The organism is Curtobacterium sp. MCSS17_015 (assembly GCF_003234265.2).
Lineage (GTDB): Bacteria > Actinomycetota > Actinomycetes > Actinomycetales > Microbacteriaceae > Curtobacterium.
Map to the genome: position 1 here is coordinate 418,061 of NZ_CP126256.1, position 15,457 is coordinate 433,517.

Annotated in this window: 16 protein-coding genes; 9 read left to right on the forward strand and 7 right to left on the reverse strand. The window is 70.7% G+C overall.

All coding sequences use genetic code 11. From position 1 onward, the window contains the following. Positions 1–40 precede the first annotated feature (40 nt). From DEJ18_RS02000 to DEJ18_RS02010, 3 genes are read left to right on the forward strand one after another with little or no spacing between them, the layout of a single operon-like run. On the forward strand, positions 41–619 hold the full coding sequence (locus DEJ18_RS02000; protein WP_111209357.1) for an RNA polymerase sigma factor: 579 nt from the start codon (positions 41–43) through the stop codon (positions 617–619). Continuing rightward, positions 616–1,428, forward strand: a complete 813-nt coding sequence (locus DEJ18_RS02005) for a hypothetical protein (protein WP_111209358.1) — start codon at positions 616–618, stop codon at positions 1,426–1,428. The genes DEJ18_RS02000 and DEJ18_RS02005 overlap by 4 nt, the downstream gene beginning before the upstream one ends. A 5-nt stretch (positions 1,429–1,433) precedes the next feature. Next, positions 1,434–2,084, forward strand: coding sequence for a class I SAM-dependent methyltransferase (locus DEJ18_RS02010; protein ID WP_258376820.1), 651 nt, complete (start codon positions 1,434–1,436; stop codon positions 2,082–2,084). Positions 2,085–2,172: 88 nt separating this feature from the next. Here DEJ18_RS02010 and DEJ18_RS02015 read toward each other — a convergent pair whose 3' ends face one another. The 7 genes from DEJ18_RS02015 to idi all read right to left on the reverse strand — a co-directional run bounded on the left by DEJ18_RS02015 (position 2,173) and on the right by idi (position 10,034). Beyond that, positions 2,173–2,511 carry a hypothetical protein gene (locus DEJ18_RS02015; protein WP_111209359.1) on the reverse strand — a complete coding sequence of 113 codons (339 nt, stop codon included), beginning with the start codon at positions 2,509–2,511 and terminating at the stop codon, positions 2,173–2,175. 151 nt (positions 2,512–2,662) lie between these two features. Further along, positions 2,663–3,775 carry a substrate-binding domain-containing protein gene (locus DEJ18_RS02020; RefSeq protein WP_111209360.1) on the reverse strand — a complete coding sequence of 371 codons (1,113 nt, stop codon included), beginning with the start codon at positions 3,773–3,775 and terminating at the stop codon, positions 2,663–2,665. A 107-nt stretch (positions 3,776–3,882) separates the two neighbouring features. Beyond that, positions 3,883–5,175 carry a multiple monosaccharide ABC transporter permease gene (mmsB, locus tag DEJ18_RS02025; RefSeq protein ID WP_111209361.1) on the reverse strand — a complete coding sequence of 431 codons (1,293 nt, stop codon included), beginning with the start codon at positions 5,173–5,175 and terminating at the stop codon, positions 3,883–3,885. Further along, positions 5,172–6,695 (reverse strand): multiple monosaccharide ABC transporter ATP-binding protein, encoded by a 1,524-nt coding sequence (gene mmsA, locus DEJ18_RS02030; RefSeq protein ID WP_111209692.1) that lies wholly within the window; start codon positions 6,693–6,695, stop codon positions 5,172–5,174. The genes mmsB and mmsA overlap by 4 nt, the downstream gene beginning before the upstream one ends. A 357-nt stretch (positions 6,696–7,052) precedes the next feature. After that, positions 7,053–8,072, reverse strand: a complete 1,020-nt coding sequence (locus tag DEJ18_RS02035; protein ID WP_111209362.1) for a LacI family DNA-binding transcriptional regulator — start codon at positions 8,070–8,072, stop codon at positions 7,053–7,055. Between the two features lie 171 nt (positions 8,073–8,243). Next, on the reverse strand, positions 8,244–9,293 hold the full coding sequence (locus DEJ18_RS02040; RefSeq protein WP_111081914.1) for a magnesium and cobalt transport protein CorA: 1,050 nt from the start codon (positions 9,291–9,293) through the stop codon (positions 8,244–8,246). Between the two features lie 198 nt (positions 9,294–9,491). Beyond that, a complete protein-coding gene (gene idi / locus DEJ18_RS02045; protein WP_111081915.1) occupies positions 9,492–10,034 on the reverse strand; it encodes an isopentenyl-diphosphate Delta-isomerase in 543 nt (180 codons plus the stop codon). 21 nt (positions 10,035–10,055) lie between these two features. Here idi and DEJ18_RS02050 point away from each other — a divergent pair, with 21 nt between their 5' ends. The 6 genes from DEJ18_RS02050 to DEJ18_RS02075 are packed head-to-tail and all read left to right on the forward strand — an operon-like array spanning position 10,056 to position 15,456. After that, on the forward strand, positions 10,056–11,114 hold the full coding sequence (locus tag DEJ18_RS02050) for a polyprenyl synthetase family protein (RefSeq protein WP_181434095.1): 1,059 nt from the start codon (positions 10,056–10,058) through the stop codon (positions 11,112–11,114). Beyond that, positions 11,111–12,034 carry a phytoene/squalene synthase family protein gene (locus tag DEJ18_RS02055; protein WP_181434096.1) on the forward strand — a complete coding sequence of 308 codons (924 nt, stop codon included), beginning with the start codon at positions 11,111–11,113 and terminating at the stop codon, positions 12,032–12,034. Before DEJ18_RS02050 ends, DEJ18_RS02055 begins: the two co-directional genes overlap by 4 nt. Further along, positions 12,031–13,713, forward strand: coding sequence for a phytoene desaturase family protein (gene crtI, locus DEJ18_RS02060; protein WP_181434097.1), 1,683 nt, complete (start codon positions 12,031–12,033; stop codon positions 13,711–13,713). The genes DEJ18_RS02055 and crtI overlap by 4 nt, the downstream gene beginning before the upstream one ends. Continuing rightward, positions 13,713–14,117, forward strand: coding sequence for a lycopene cyclase domain-containing protein (locus DEJ18_RS02065; protein WP_111209363.1), 405 nt, complete (start codon positions 13,713–13,715; stop codon positions 14,115–14,117). The genes crtI and DEJ18_RS02065 overlap by 1 nt, the downstream gene beginning before the upstream one ends. Then, entirely contained in the window at positions 14,114–14,533 is a 420-nt protein-coding gene (locus DEJ18_RS02070; RefSeq protein WP_111209364.1) for a lycopene cyclase domain-containing protein, read from the forward strand. The genes DEJ18_RS02065 and DEJ18_RS02070 overlap by 4 nt, the downstream gene beginning before the upstream one ends. Further along, the gene (locus DEJ18_RS02075) at positions 14,530–15,456 is read left to right on the forward strand and encodes a prenyltransferase (protein WP_111209365.1); all 927 of its coding nucleotides are present in this window, start codon (positions 14,530–14,532) and stop codon (positions 15,454–15,456) included. Before DEJ18_RS02070 ends, DEJ18_RS02075 begins: the two co-directional genes overlap by 4 nt. The last annotated feature ends 1 nt before the right edge of the window (position 15,457 follow it).

Below are 15,457 nucleotides of genomic sequence, written 5' to 3' on the forward strand. Positions count from 1 at the left end.
CTGGGTGGAACCATCTCGTCGGTGCCGGACACTCCAGGACATGAGCAACGGGAGCGGCGACGACGCCGAGGACTGGGCGGCCGCGGGCCGCGGTGACGGCGAGGCCTACGGCCGCGTCTTCGACCGGCACCGCGACCGGGTGCACCGGCACGCGCTCCGGTTGGTGCCGCCCGAGGTGGACGTCGACGACGTCGTGGCCGTCGTCTTCCTCGAAGCCTGGCGGCGTCGGCGGAGCGCCCGGCTCGTCGACGGCGACCTGCTGCCCTGGCTGCTCGTCACCGCGACGAACGTCGCACGGAACGCGACCCGGACCACGATGCGGTACCGGCGCCTCCTCGCCACGCTCCCGCCCGCCGAACACGCCCCGGACCCGGCCGATCGTCACGACGACGGCGCTGCCGTCGCCGCGTTCCGGAGGCTCTCCCCGGCCGACCAGCAGGTCCTCGCGCTCTGCGTCGTCGCCGGGCACCGCGAGGCCGAGGCCGCCGAGGTCCTCGGCGTCCCGGTCGGGACCGTCAAGTCCCGCCTCTCCCGCGCCCGGAAGCGCCTCGGCGCGCAGTTCACCGAGCAGACGACGCCCCCGATCCCATCAGCGACCACCACCGGAGGACCACGATGACCACGACCTCCCGAGACCGTGCCCTCCGCGCCGTGCTCGTCGACCGCGTCGAGCGGTCCGGGCGGCGTCGCCGCTGGACCGTCCCCGTCATCAGCATCGGCGCGTTCGTGGTGGCGGGTTCGCTCACCGCCGGGGCGCTGGTCGGGACCGGACTGCTCCAACGGTCGCTCTCGCCCGAGGACGCGGCGATGCTGGTCCAGACGGGGTCCGCCGGTGACGTGACCCTGATCGGGAGCCCGGTCGTGCGGGTCGCAGACGGGCCGACCTCGGTGACGCTGCCGCCTCGACCCCCCGGTGCTGCCGCCGTCGCGATCGGCCTCCAGTGTGCGCCGGACGGGTCGGTGACGGTCACCGTCACCGGTGGCGGTCCGACGACCGCGGCCTGCGGGACGTCGGTCACGGTGCCGGTCGAGACGAAGAAGCGGCCCTCCGTCCGCATCGACCACGACGGCTCGATGACGGTCTGGGCCGCGTGGGCACGGCCTGATCCCGTGCCTGGCCCGTCACCGGAGCAGCAGGCCGCGGTCGAGGACGGTGTCGTCACCCGCCCCGAGTACGTCGCGGCCTGGGACCGCTACGTCGGCTGCATGCGGGCATCCGGGCATCCGGTCGTCCTCGGCCCCGAGCAGCCCGTCGTGTTCGCCATCGGCATCGCCGCCGAAGGGACGCAAGCAGACGCTCGCTGTGGCGCAGCCGAACTCACTGACGTGGACGCGATGTGGCAGGCCGAGCATCCTGACGCACAGCTGTTCTCCGCGGCAGCGGGAGCGCGGTACGACCCGGCCGCCGACCCCGAGTACGCAGGGTGAGACGGGTGCCCAGAGACGCCGCGGCGCGACCGTCCACGCCGACCGGTCCGGAGGGCGACGGCGGCCCCGTCCGGGATGCCTACGGGCGTCGCGCGGCTGACTACATCGGCCAGCTCGGGACGATGGCCTCGGTGCACCCCGCCGACGTCCACCTCGTCACCACGTGGGCGGCCGGACTCGGTGGCCCGGTCCTCGACGCCGGGTGCGGCCCCGGGCACTGGAGCGGCCACCTCGCCGAGCGCGGGCTCGACGTCGTCGGACTGGACCAGGTACCGGCCTTCGTCGAGCACGCCCGTCGGACCCACCCCGGCGCTCGGTACGTCGTCGGCAGCGTCGACGAGCTCCCGGTCGAGGAGGAGCACTTCGCCGGCGTGCTCGCCTGGTATTCGCTCGTCCACCACGACCCGGGGGGCATCGGTCGGCCGTTGTCCGAGGCCGCGCGGGTCCTCCGGCCTGGTGGCGGGCTGCTCGTGGGTTTCTTCACCGGGGAGCGCGTGGAGCCGTTCGACCACGCGGTGACGACCGCGTACCGCTGGCCGCCGGACACGCTGGCGGACGAGGTCCGCGCCGCCGGGTTCACGGTCGTCGAGCTCCACACCCGGACAGCCGGGACGCCCCGCCCGCGCCCGCACGGGGCGCTGCTCGCGGTGCGCTGACCGACGCGACCGACGTCGGACCGGCCCTGTCCTGGAGGCCCGAGGTGCGGAGCTCCACTCCAACGCCGGTACATAGGCTGGCGAGCAGTCAGGGGAGGCCGTGCGGGCCCCGCAACTCGCCCCAGCCGAAGCGGCTCTCGGCGATGAAGTCCTGCAGGTCACTCTGCACGCAGCGGGCCGTCATCTCGGGCCCGTCGTCGAGCCGGAGCCCGCCGGACGCTCCGCGCTCGCCGACGATCCGCCACCACACCACCGCGCTGTTCGTCTCGACCAGGTCGTCCGGCTGGAGGGCGTGCCCGCACGGATCGTCGATGGGGGCGAGGTGGAAGCGGGTCGAGCGCAGCTCGTCCGCGCGGAGCATCTCGCGGAACACCGGTTCGAGGAGCGCGAGGACCGCCCGCACCTCCATCACCTCACCCTCGGCCACGGGGACACGCTACCGGCGCACGGGCGCACCGAGCCGGACCGGCCTGGAGGCGCGGGGGCGGGCCTCCAGGCCGGCGCACGGAAGCGCGGCCGGAACGAGGAAGGGCCCCGTCGCGGTCGCAACGGGGCCCTTCTGCTGGAACCGGGGAGGCTCAGCCCTTCTTGGCGAGCTCGGAGAGCGTCGCGTCGTTCTTGTAGGCCTCGACGGCGTTGTCCTTCGTGACGAGGACCGGGGTCAGCTCGACGGTGGGGACGATCTTCTTGCCGTTGTCGTTGTTCTTGTCCTCGACGGTCTTCGGCTCCTTGCCGGCGGCCAGGTCGGACACCAGGTCGATCGCGGCCTGGGCCTCGTCGGTGGTGTTCTTGTAGATGGTCGAGTACTGCGTGCCCTGCATGATGAGCGGGATCGACGCGGTCTCGGAGTCCTGACCAGTCACGACGGGGTTGTCCTTGCCGGCGGCCTTGGTCGCGGTGAGGATCGCACGGGCGAGCGTGTCGTTCGGCGAGAGGACGCCGTCCAGCTCGGTGTCACCCGTGTAGTACTGCGCCAGGAGGTCCGTCATGCGCGACTGGGCCTTCTGCGCGAGCCAGCCCTGCGTGTTCACCTTGGCGAACGTGGTCTGACCCGAGGTGACCTTGAGCGTGCCGTCGTCGATCTTCGGCTGCAGGACGTCCATCGCACCGTTGAAGAACACGGTGGCGTTGGCGTCGTCCGCGGAACCGGCGAAGAGCTCGACGTTGTACGGCTTGTCGCCCTTCTTCTCCTCGAGGCCCTGGAGGAGCGCCTGCGCCTGGAGCTGGCCGACCTTGAAGTTGTTGAACGCGACGTAGTAGTCGACGTTCTCGGTGTTCAGGATGTTGCGGTCCCAGGCGATGACGGTGGCACCGGCAGCCTTGGCGGCCTTCACCTGCGAGCCGAGCTGCGAACCGTCGGCGGCGCCGATGATGACGGCCTTGGCACCCTTGGTGACCATGCCCGAGATCTGCGACTGCTGGTCCGGGACCGGGCTGCCGGCGTTGGCGTACTGGATGTCGGCCTTGAAGCCGGCTTCCTCGATCGACTTCTTGAACGCGGCGCCCGCGAGGACCCAGTTCTGCGAGGTCTTGGCCGGCAGGGCGACGCCGATGAGGTCGCCCTTCTTGATGGTCGAGGTCGAGCCGGAGCCCGAGTCGCCGGCCTCCGTGTTGCCACGAGCCGAGCAGCCGCTGAGGGCGAGGCCCGCGATGAGCGCCAGGCTGACGCCGGCGACGATCTTCTTGCGCATGTGATTGCTTTCTCTTCGTTGAGGAGGTGGGGCCGGAGCCCCGCTGTGGTGGATGGGTCGTACCGGGTGTCCCGTCGGTCGGTCACCCGACCGCCGGGAGTGCCGAGCTAGGGGAGGGTGACCTTGTCAGGCTGGTCCTCGATTGAGCGCGGCTGCTGCGCGCCGATCGTGTTCTCTTCGGTGTCCTTGCGCTGGAACTGCCGCATCATGCCGCCGATCAGCGACGGACGGCCCTGCGACTTCGAGTAGACGTCGAAGGCGACGGCGACGAGCAGGACCAGACCACGGATGATCTGCACCTTGTTCGACTCGAGGCCCATGAGCTGCAGACCGTTGGACAGCAGCGCCATGACGAGACCACCGATGATCGAGCCGGAGATCGTGCCGACACCACCGGCGACGGCGGCACCACCGACGAACACGGCGGCGATCGCGTCGAGCTCCCAACCGGTGCCGTCCGCGGGGCCCGAGGCACCCGAGTAGCCGACGAAGACCATGCCGGCGATCGCGGCGAGGACGGACATGTTCATCATGACGAAGAAGTTGACCTTCTTCGCGGAGACACCGGACAGGACCGCGGCGTTGGCGTTGCCACCGACGGCGTAGACCTGGCGGCCGAAGATCGTGTTCTTGGTGACGAAGCCGTAGACGATGGTCAGGACACCGAGGATGATCGCGACGATCGGGACCGAGGTGCCGACCGGGCCGGCGGCGAACAGGTAGGTGGCGAAGAGCGTGACGGCGACCAGGATGCCCGTGCGGACGATCGAGACCCACAGCGGCGGGACCTCGGCGTGCATCTTCTTGCGACGGGCGCGGCCACGGGCCTCGATGACGATGAGCGCGATGATCGTGGCGAGCCCGATCAGGAGGGTGCCGTTGCTGAAGCCGAAGTCGGGGCCGAAGTCACCGAGGAAGCCGGCGCCGATCGGCGTGTACTCCTCCGGGACGGGGACCGAGGTCGACGAACCGATGATCTGGTTCGCACCACGGAAGATGAGCTGACCGGCGAGGGTCACGATGAAGGCCGGGACCTTGACGAACGCCACCCAGAAGCCCTGCCAGGCGCCGATGAGGGCACCGACGGCGAGGCCGAGGATGATCGCGGCCCAGACCGGGAAGTTCCAGACCGCCATGGACTGCGCCACGACGATGCCGACGACCGCCGCGACCGATCCGACGGACAGGTCGATGTGGCCGGCGATGATCACCATGACCATCCCCAGCGCGAGGATGAGGATGTAGGAGTACTGCAGGAACAGGTTGATCACGTTGGTGGGCTCGAGGATGAGCCCGTTCGTCGTGATCGAGAAGAAGATCAGGATCGCGATGAGCGCGATGACCATGCCGTACTGGCCGATGCTGTTGCCCTTGCCGAAGAGCAGCTTCAGGTTGTTCATGAGACGGTGGCGCCCTTCCGCGCGGACGTCATGCTGCGCATGAGCGTTTCTGGATCGGCCTGGTCGGCCGGGAGGTCAGCGGTGATCTGGCCCTCGAAGATGGTGTAGATCCGGTCGGAGAGACCGAGGAGTTCGGGGAGCTCGGACGAGATGAGGATGATGCCCTTCCCCTCGGCCGCGAGCTGCTGGATGATCCCGTAGATCTCGAACTTCGCACCGACGTCGATGCCGCGGGTCGGCTCGTCGAGGATGAGCAGGTCGGGGTCGGTGAACATCCACTTCGACAGGACGACCTTCTGCTGGTTGCCGCCGGAGAGCTTGCCGACGTTGTCCTCGACCGAGGGCACCTTCGTGCGGAGCATCTTCCGGTACTTCTCGGCGACCGAGTACTCCTCGAGGGAGTCGACGACCCCGCCCTTCGAGATCTTCCGCAGGTCGGCGGCGACCGTCGAGCGCTTGACGGTGTCGAGCAGGTTGAGGCCGAGGGCCTTGCGGTCCTCCGAGACGTAGCCGAGGCCGTTGTCGATCGCCTGCTGGACGTTCGTGACCTTGATCTCGCGGCCGTCCTTGATGATCTGGCCGTCGAGCCAGGTGCCGTAGGAGCGACCGAACAGGCTCATCGCGAGCTCGGTGCGGCCGGCGCCCATCAGGCCGGCGAAGCCGACGATCTCGCCCTTGCGGACGTGGAAGTTCGAGCCCTTGCAGACCAGGCGCGACGAGTCGAGCGGGTGCTGCACGGTCCAGTTGCGGACCTCGAAGAACGTCTCGCCGATCTTCGGCGTGCGGTCCGGGAAGCGCGACTCGAGCGAACGGCCGACCATGCCGCGGATGATCCGGTCCTCGTTGACGCCGTCCGCCTTGACGTTGAGCGTCTCGATGGTCTTGCCGTCGCGGATGATCGTGATCTCGTCGGCGATCTGCTCGATCTCGTTGAGCTTGTGGCTGATGATGATGCTCGAGATGCCCTTGGCCTTCAACCCGACGATGAGGTCGAGGAGGTGCTGGGAGTCGTTCTCGTTCAGCGCGGCGGTCGGCTCGTCGAGGATGAGGAGCTTGACGTCCTTGTGCAGGGCCTTGGCGATCTCCACCAGCTGCTGCTTGCCGACACCGATGTTCTTGATCTGCGTGTCCGGGTCGTCGGCCAGGCCGACGCGGGCGAGCAGGTCCTGCGCGCGGAGCTGGGCAGCGGTCCAGTCGATGCGACCGAAGCGGCCCGGCTCGTTGCCGAGGAACAGGTTCTCCGTGATGGAGAGCTCCGGGATCAGCGCCAGCTCCTGGTGGATGATGACGATGCCGGCCTGCTCGGACTGCTTGATGTTCGAGAAGCGGACTTCCTCGCCCTCGTAGACGATCTCGCCCTCGTACGTGCCGTACGGGTACACGCCCGACAGCACCTTCATCAGCGTGGACTTGCCAGCGCCGTTCTCGCCGCAGATCGCGTGGATCTCGCCGGCGCGGACGCTCAGCGAGACGTCGGAGAGCGCCTTCACACCAGGGAACTCCTTGGTGATGGAACGCATCTCGAGGATCGTCTCGGGAGCGGTGATCGATCGGGTCTCGAGCCCGGTTGCGATCGGGTCGTGACCCTGTGGGGTTGACGCCACGGTGCATCTCCTTCTGCCGCTGCGATGCGGCAGTCCTTCGGTGGAACAGCTGCGGCATCCGAAGGGCACGAGGGTGCGTGCGGACTTCGTTGTCGCGTCCGGTGTCCCTCGTGTGACGGCCGATGTGAACGGTCACATCGAGGAACGGAGGTAATCCTACGCACACGCTCGGCAGGGCTGTCAATTCGGATCGGTCCCGTTTCGGTAACGCCCCGCGCAACATCCGCGCGCAGCGGACGGTGCGCCCCTCGGGCTGGGGACAGACCGACCGGTTCAGCGGCTGCGTGGCGCCCCGGTCGACCCGCGGACGACGAGCTGCGGGACGATGTCGACCGGCCGCAGCAGGTCGTCACCGCTCGGCAGCAGGATGTCGACGCTCCGCCGCCCGAGCTCGGCGAAGTCGACCTGCACGGTGGTCAGCGGCGGCCAGAAGTGCTTCGCCTCGGGGATGTCGTCGTACCCGACCACGGACAGGTCGCCGGGGACGTCCAGCCCGTAGGACCGTGCCGCGTGCATGACGCCGAGCGCCATGGCGTCGTTCGAGCAGAACACGGCGGTGCAGTCCCGCCACCGCAGCAGTTCGCGGCCGGCGTGGTAGCCGAAGTCGGCCGTCCAGTCCCCGAGGATGGGCGGCTGCACGGGCATGTCGCGGTCGGACATCTCGCGGAGGAAGCCCTGCATGCGGGCGTCCGCCTCGATCCAGTCCTGCGGCCCGGCGATGTGCCGGACGTACTCGTGGCCGAGGTCGAGCAGGTGGGCCGTCGCCAGGCGCGCACCCTCCATCTGGTCGATCCAGAGTGCCGTCGGGTCCTCGCCGACGCTCGACCGCATGGTGACGTACGGGGTCCGCACGCCGAGCTCCTCGATGAGGTCGAACACCCGCTGCTGCGGCGCGATCACGACGATGCCCTCGACGTCCTGGTCGAGGAGGTGCCCGAGCCCGTCCCGCACCGCGGCGTCCGTCGGGTCCGCGATGTTCGCGGTCGTCACCGAGTACCCGCGGAGGACGGCGGCGTCCTCGATCGCCTGCAGGGTGACGGTCGGGCCGTAGTGCGACCGCTGTGCTGTGAGGACGCCGATGGTGCGCGTCCTGCTCGTCACCAGTGCGCGCGCGGCCCGGTTCGGCCGGTACTGCAGCTCCTCCATGGCGGCGAGGACCCGGTCACGGGTCTCGGCCCGGATCGCGTCCGAGTTGTTGAGCACCCGCGAGACGGTCTGGTGCGAGACGCCCGCGACCCGCGCGACGTCGCGGATGCTGGGGGACCGCGGCTGCTGTGCCCGCGTGGTCGCCATTGCTGCTCTCTCCCAGCTCGGGTCAGCGGCACGCCCATGTGCACGTTCACATCCCGAGCCAGATCATTATGCACGGCTCCCGGATGCGCGCCACCTGAGGGGGCCGCCAGGACGTCGGACGGGAGGCACGTGGCGAGCCGCCACGGGCCTCCCGTCCGGCGCCGCCGACGGCTACAGCCAGTTGCGCTTCCGGAACACCACCCAGAGGACCCCGGCCAGCGCGAGCATCGCGAGGATCGCCACCGGGTACCCGTACCGCCAGTGCAGCTCCGGCATGTGGTCGAAGTTCATGCCGTAGACGCCCGCGATGAGACCGGGGGCGAAGAGGATCGCGGCCCACGACGAGATCTTCTTCACCTCCTCGCCCTGCTGGTGCGCCGCCCGGGCCAGCTGCCGGCTCTCCTCGCCCTGCGCCAGGCTCGCGCTCGTCATCCGGCGCATCGCCTCGTTCTGCTCCTGCGACACCAGGGTGGCGTGCAACGTCAGTGCGTTCTCGAGCAGGGCCCGGAACGAGTCGACCCGCTCGGTGACCCGCAGGGCGTGGTCGAGCACGTTCCGCAGCCGGTGCTGCACGTCGTCGTCCACGCCGTACTTCTCGGCTCCGCGCAGGAGCCCGCGCACCATCGCCGGCACCGGCTTCGTCGCCCGCTGGAAGGCCAGGACCTCGCTGAGCAGCTGGTAGATCCGCTTCGACACCCCGGGGTCGACCTGTCCGGCGAACAGCTGGTCCTCGATCTCGTCGATCTCGTCCTGCAGCACCTCGACGACGGGCGCGTAGCCGTCGACGACCTCGTCGAGCACCGCCGCGGTGACCGCCTCGGACCCCTTCGCCAGGAACTCCGGGTCCGCCTCGCACCGGGCGCGGAGCGAGGCCAGGTCTGGGCGCTCGGCGTGCCGCACGCTCACGACGAAGCGGGCGCCGACGAACAGGTGCACCTCGCCGAACTCGACCGTGCCGGAGTCCTGCCGGTACCAGGCCGGCCGCAGCACCACGAAGAGGGTGTCGCCGTACCGCTCGAGCTTCGCCCGCTGGTGGCCCTTCTGGGCGTCTTCGACGGCGTTCTCGTGCAGGCCGAATTCGTCCGCGACGGCAGCGAGCTCGTGCGGGTCCGGGCGGAGCAGCCCGATCCACGACAGGTCGCCACTCGTGCCGAGCGTCAGACTCTGCTGCGACGCCACCCGTCGGCCGTCGACGTACACCGCGTTGTCGATGAGTGCCATGCTCTGCTCCCTCGGTCGGGAGGGCGAGCGGGCGCGACGCCTGCCGGGGACGACCCGGCGGCAGGGGAGATCAGGACACGGGCGCGGCACGGACCACGAGGGACGGCCGGCCCGTGCGGTGATGGTCACCCGACATCGCGCCTCACCTGCCCTTCGTCAGTCCGTCGGCCCGTGCGCTGCGCAGGGCCGTCGGCCAACCTACCCCCGACCGGCGAGGGCGTCGAGCGGCAGTTCGGCGAGCTGCCAGCCGAGCCAGGGGCTGAACGCGAAGGGGGCGTTCGTGACGGCGGCGCGGAGCTTGTCCTCGGACAGCCACACCCACTCGGACACCTCGTCGGCGGCGGGCTGCGGGTCGCCGTCGGCCACCGCCCGGAACACCGGGCAGACCTCGTTCTCGACGATCCCGGAGGCGTCGACCGCGCGGTAGCGGAAGTCGGGCAGGACCATCTCGACGCTGTGCACGGTGAGGCCGAGCTCACGGTCGGCACGGCGGGCGATGGCGTCCTCGAAGGACTCGTCCGGGCCGGGGTGCCCGCAGAACGAGTTGGTCCACACGCCCGGCCACGTCTTCTTGACGAGGGCGCGTCGGGTCACGAGGAGGTCGCCCGCCGCGTTCTGGACGTGGCAGCTGAAGGCGAGGTGGAGGGGCGTCTGGTCTGTGTGCACCGTGAACTTGTCGGCCGTACCGATCGGGGTACGATCGTCGGCCAGCAGCACCACGGTTTCCGGGAAAAGGCTCATCTGCCTCGATAGATTAGGCCAATGACCGAGGAAGCGGCCACCGTGGCGCACATCGACCTCGCGCTGGTGGATGAGTGCCTGGAGCGCTTCTTCACGGTGTCGAGCGCCCGAGCCCAGGCCTTCGGCCGGCCGTCGGAGGAACTCTGGCGCGTGCTGCGCAGGGCGAGCATGGGCGGGAAGCGGTTCCGGCCGCGCATGGTCCTCACCTCGTACACCGCGCTCGGGGGTGACGACGTGCACGCTGCGTCGCAGGTCGCCGCCGCCTACGAGCTGCTGCACACGGCCCTCGTCGTGCACGACGACGTGATCGACCGCGACTGGTCACGTCGTGGCCGACCGAACGTGGCCGGGTCCTTCCGCGACACCGCGACGACCGGCGGCCTGCCGCTGCCGACGGCCGAGCACCGTGGGACGAGTGCCGCCGTGATCGCCGGCGACCTCGCCCTCGCAGCCGCCCCGCGCTTCATCGAGGCCAGCGGCGTCACCGGGGAACGCCGGTCGCGCCTGCTCGACCTGTTCGACGACGCGGTCTTCGCCAGCGCCGCCGGTGAGATGGCGGACGTCGACCTCGCCCTCGGCGTCATGCCGACCGTCGACGAGGTCCTGCAGATGGAGCGCGCGAAGACGAGTGTCTACAGCTTCGAGGCGCCACTGCAGTCCGGGGCGGTGCTCGCCGGCGCACCCGAGCCCGTCGTCGCCTCGCTCGGCGCCTTCGGGCGGGAGATCGGCATCGCCTACCAGATCGTCGACGACCTCCTCGGGGTCTTCGGCAACGAGGGCTCGACCGGCAAGACCGCGATCGGGGACCTCCGCGAGGGCAAGCGCACCATGCTGATCGCCCACGCCGCCACCACCGACTGCTGGCCGGACCTCGCCCCCTACCTCGGCGACCCGGACCTGACGGAGGAACGCGCGGCCGGCCTCCGCGACCTGCTCGTGGAGTGCGGCGCCCGGGACGCCGCCCTCGACCGGGTCCGCGACCACACCGCCCTGGCCCGCGCCGAACTCGCCGGCCTGCCGTACGAGCTCGGCGCCCGGCTCGAGGGACTCGTCACCGAACTCGTGGAGCGCGTCCGGTGAGCGCGAGCACCACCCCGCACCGACTCCCGCTGTACGACGCCACCGCCGAGGCCGCCTCGAGCGTCGTCATCAGTCGGTACTCCACGTCCTTCGGGCTCGCCAGCCGCCTGCTCACGAAGGACACCCGTGAGCACATCCGGAACGTCTACGCCCTGGTCCGGGTCGCCGACGAGGTCGTGGACGGACCGGCGACCGAGGCCGGCCTCGACCCGGTCCTGGCCCGGACGGTCCTCGACGAGCTCGAGACCGACACCGAGCGTGCCATGGCCCGCGGGTTCTCGGTGAACCCGGTCGTGCACGCCTTCGCACGGACCGCCCGGACCGTCGGGTTCGGCAGCGGACTCACCCGGCCGTTCTTCGCGTCGATGCGGATGGACCTCGAGCAGACCGAGCACGACCAGACCTCGTTCGACGCCTACGTGTACGGCTCGGCCGAGGTCGTCGGGCTGATGTGCCTCCGCGCCTTCGTGTACCGCGCCGGACGGCCGACGTTCGACGACGCCGTGCTCGTCGACGGCGCCCGGGCACTCGGCGCCGCGTTCCAGAAGGTCAACTTCCTCCGTGACCTGCACGCCGACTTCGAGGTCCTCGGGCGCTCGTACTTCCCGGGCGTCGACGTCCGCACCTTCGACGAGGCCACGAAGGACCGGCTCGTCGCCGACGTGCAGGCCGACCTCGACCGCGCCGCCGTCACCGTCCCGCTGCTGCCGAGGGACGCCCGCCCCGCGGTCGCCCTCGCGCACGCCCTGTTCCAGGAGCTCAACGACCGCATCGCCGCCACCCCGGCGGACCGGCTGGTCACCTCGCGGGTCCGGGTCCCGAACCCCGTGAAGGCGCGACTCGCCGCCCGCGTCCTCAGCCGCCGCGGCACCCTGCCCGCGCGCACCGTCACCACCCTCCAGACTGGAGGCTCGTCATGAGCCCGACCCGCGCCTCCCGTCCGACCGATGCACCGGCCACGGCAGCACCGGCCACCGCAACGGCCGCAGCGTCCACCCGCCGGACCGTCCCGGTCCGTCGCGCCGTCGTCATCGGCGGCGGGATCAGCGGGCTGGCGGCCGCCGCCCTGCTCGCCCGGGACGGCTTCGCCGTGACCGTCCTCGAGCAGCGCACCCAGCTCGGCGGTCGCGCCGGCACGTGGGAGCAGGACGGCTTCCGTTTCGACACGGGGCCGAGCTGGTACCTCATGCCCGAGGTGTTCGACCACTTCTTCCAGCTGCTCGGCACCAGCGCCGACGAGCAGCTCGACCTCGACGTCCTCGACCCCGGCTACCGCGTGTACACCGAGGGGTACGACGAGCCGATCGACCTGCGCGCCTCGCGCGAGGAGAACATCGCGCTCTTCGAGTCCATCGAGCCCGGAGCCGGCGCGCGGATGGCGGAGTACCTCGACTCGGCGGCCGACACGTACGACATGGCCGTGCGCCGGTTCCTCTACGGCACGTTCCAGGACCTCACGGAACTCGCCGCCCCAGACGTCCTCAAGCGGCTGGGCAAGCTCGCCCGACTGCTCGTCCAGCCGCTGTCCTCGTTCGCGTCCACCGCGGTGAAGGACCACCGGTTGTGGCAGGTCCTCGGCTACCCGGCGGTGTTCCTCGGCACGAGCCCGTACGCGGCGCCGAGCATGTACCACCTGATGAGCCACCTCGACCTGGCCGACGGGGTGCTCTACCCGAAGGGCGGCATCACGCAGGTCATCGCCGCCGTCGAGCGGGTCGCGCTCGCCGAGGGAGCCGCCGTCACCACCGGGGCGACCGTCTCCCGGATCCTCGTGGAGGACGGCCATGCCACCGGTGTCGCCTGGCGCGACCAGGACGGCGCGGAGCACGTCGAGCGCGCCGACCTCGTGGTGAGCGCCGCCGACCTCCGGCACACCGAGATGGAGCTCCTCGAGCAGGAGCACCGCACCCACGACGCCCGGCACTGGGCCAAGCGCGACCCGGGCCCCTCGGCGGTGCTCGTCTACCTCGGCGTCGACGGCCCCGTCCCCGGGCTGCTGCACCACACGCTGGTGTTCACCGAGGACTGGAAGGCGAACTTCGGCGCCATCTTCGGCAAGGACCGGCACGTGCCGGACCCCGCGTCGATCTACGTCTGCGCCCCCTCGATCACCGACGACTCGGTCGCGCCCGAGGGGCAGAGCAACCTGTTCGTCCTCGTGCCGCTGCCCGCCGACGTCTCGATCGGCAAGGGCGGCATCGACGGCGCCGGTGACGCCCAGGTCGAGGCGATCGCCGACCGTGCGATCGACGTCATCGCCGAGCGCGCCGGGGTGCCGGACCTCCGCGACCGGATCCGTGTCCGCCGCACGATCGGCCCGCAGGACTTCGCCGACGACCTCAACGCCTGGAACGGCTCGATGCTCGGCCCGGCGCACACACTGGCCCAGAGCGCGTTCTTCCGCGAGAAGAACGCCTCGACCAAGGTCGACGGGCTCTACTACGTCGGTGCCTCGACGATCCCGGGGATCGGTCTGCCGATGTGCCTCATCAGCGCCGAGGTCCTGCTGAAGCGCATCCACGGCGACACCTCGACCGAGCCGCTGCCGACCCCGCTCCCGCGGCACGCCGACGCACCGCCGGTACGGACGACGGGCTGATGCCGGGGTCGTACCTGGCCGGCCTGCTCGTCTCGATCGCCGGGATCGCGGTGCTCGACGCCCGCCACCGGCTGTTCTTCTGGCGCGCACCGCTGCGGGCTGCGCTCGTGATGGTCATCGGGCTGGTGTTCTTCATGCTGTGGGACGTCGCCGGTGTCCACCTCGGCATCTTCTTCATCGGCGCGGACGGGCTGCTCACCGGCGTGCTCCTGGCCCCGGACGTCCCGCTCGAGGAGCTCTTCTTCCTGGTGCTGCTGTGCTGGACGACGATGGACCTGTTCGGCGCGGTGCGTCCGGTGGTCGGGAGGCTGGCCGGGCGCCGCGCCGCCGCTGCCGGCGACACCGCGGACGACGGTGCCGCTGCGGACGGTGCCGCTGCGCGTCGAGGCCGGGAGGCCTCGTGAACGAGTCGACGACGTACGCGCTGCTCGCGGTGCCGTTCCTCGGACTCGCGACGCTCGTCGCGGTCCTGGCCGGGGTCGTGTCCGCCCGCCGGGTGCGTGGCGCCACGACCGCCGACCCGGGCCCGGCGCCCGCTCCTCCTCGTCCTCGCCGGACCGGCGTCACCAGCGCCGTCGTCGCGGGGATCGCACTGCTCGTCATGACGTGCGTGTTCAACAACGTCATCGTGGGGCTCGGCATCGTCGCCTACGACCAGGCGCTCGTGCTGGGGGCCCGCGTCGGTCTGTTCCCGGTGGAGGACCTCGCGTACTCGATCGGCGCCGTCCTGCTGCTGCCGAGCTGCTGGGTCCTGCTCGACCGACCGGTACGGTCGGAACGCCCGACCCAGCCGTCCCGCACCCCGGAGGAGAGCCCATGACCGTCAGTCGCGCCTCCAGGCCGTCGACGCTCCGCGCCCTGTTCGTGTCCTCCCGGCCGATCAGCTGGGTGAACACCGCGTACCCGTTCGGTGCCGCCTACCTGCTCGGCAGCGGGGTCGGCGTCGACGGGGGCGGCGGGTCCTCGCTCGCCGCGTTCCTCGTCGGGGTCGTGTACTTCCTCGTGCCGTACAACCTCGCGATGTACGGCATCAACGACGTCTTCGACTACGAGTCCGATCTGCGCAACCCGCGCAAGGGCGGTGTCGAGGGCGCACTGCTCGACCGGAGCGTGCACCGCGCCACCCTGTGGGCCGTGGCCGTGACCAACGTGCCGTTCCTCGTCGCGCTCGTGCTGCTCAGCGCTGCGAGCGGGAACGGGCCGTGGACGTGGCTCGTGCTCGCGGTCAGCGTGTTCGCCGTCGTCGCCTACTCGGCACCGGGACTGCGGTTCAAGGAGAAGCCGTTCCTCGACTCACTGACCTCGTCGACGCACTTCGTGTCCCCGGCCGTCTACGGGCTCGCGCTCGCCGGGCCCGGGTGGACCCGCGAACTCGTCGCGGTGTGCGTGGCGTTCTTCCTGTGGGGCGTCGCCTCGCACGCGTTCGGTGCCGTCCAGGACGTCCTGGCCGACCGGGCCGGCGGGATCGGGTCGGTGGCGACCGTCATCGGTGCCCGCGCGACCGTCCGACTGGCGTTCGTGGCCTACCTGGTCGCCGGGGTGGCGTTGCTGTTCTCGGCGTTCCCGGGGCCGATCGCCGCGGTCGTCGTCGTGCCGTACGCGCTCAACGTGCTGCCGTGGTGGAACGTCACGGACGACGGGGCCGAGGCGGCGAACGCCGGGTGGAAGCGGTTCCTCTGGATCAACTACCTGGCGGGCTTCATCGTGACGATGGCCCTGATCGGGTACGCCTTCACGCACTGAG

Bases quoted from the DNA above. Each gene is read 5' to 3' on its own strand.
- DEJ18_RS02000 (WP_111209357.1), top strand. From the start codon at position 41: ATGAGCAACGGGAGCGGCGACGACGCCGAGGACTGGGCGGCCGCGGGC.
- DEJ18_RS02005 (WP_111209358.1), top strand. From the start codon at position 616: ATGACCACGACCTCCCGAGACCGTGCCCTCCGCGCCGTGCTCGTCGAC.
- DEJ18_RS02020 (WP_111209360.1), bottom strand. From the start codon at position 3,775: ATGCGCAAGAAGATCGTCGCCGGCGTCAGCCTGGCGCTCATCGCGGGC.
- mmsB (WP_111209361.1), bottom strand. From the start codon at position 5,175: ATGAACAACCTGAAGCTGCTCTTCGGCAAGGGCAACAGCATCGGCCAG.
- mmsA (WP_111209692.1), bottom strand. From the start codon at position 6,695: ATGCGTTCCATCACCAAGGAGTTCCCTGGTGTGAAGGCGCTCTCCGAC.
- DEJ18_RS02035 (WP_111209362.1), bottom strand. From the start codon at position 8,072: ATGGCGACCACGCGGGCACAGCAGCCGCGGTCCCCCAGCATCCGCGAC.
- DEJ18_RS02040 (WP_111081914.1), bottom strand. From the start codon at position 9,293: ATGGCACTCATCGACAACGCGGTGTACGTCGACGGCCGACGGGTGGCG.
- idi (WP_111081915.1), bottom strand. From the start codon at position 10,034: ATGAGCCTTTTCCCGGAAACCGTGGTGCTGCTGGCCGACGATCGTACC.
- DEJ18_RS02050 (WP_181434095.1), top strand. From the start codon at position 10,056: ATGACCGAGGAAGCGGCCACCGTGGCGCACATCGACCTCGCGCTGGTG.
- crtI (WP_181434097.1), top strand. From the start codon at position 12,031: ATGAGCCCGACCCGCGCCTCCCGTCCGACCGATGCACCGGCCACGGCA.
- DEJ18_RS02065 (WP_111209363.1), top strand. From the start codon at position 13,713: ATGCCGGGGTCGTACCTGGCCGGCCTGCTCGTCTCGATCGCCGGGATC.
- DEJ18_RS02075 (WP_111209365.1), top strand. From the start codon at position 14,530: ATGACCGTCAGTCGCGCCTCCAGGCCGTCGACGCTCCGCGCCCTGTTC.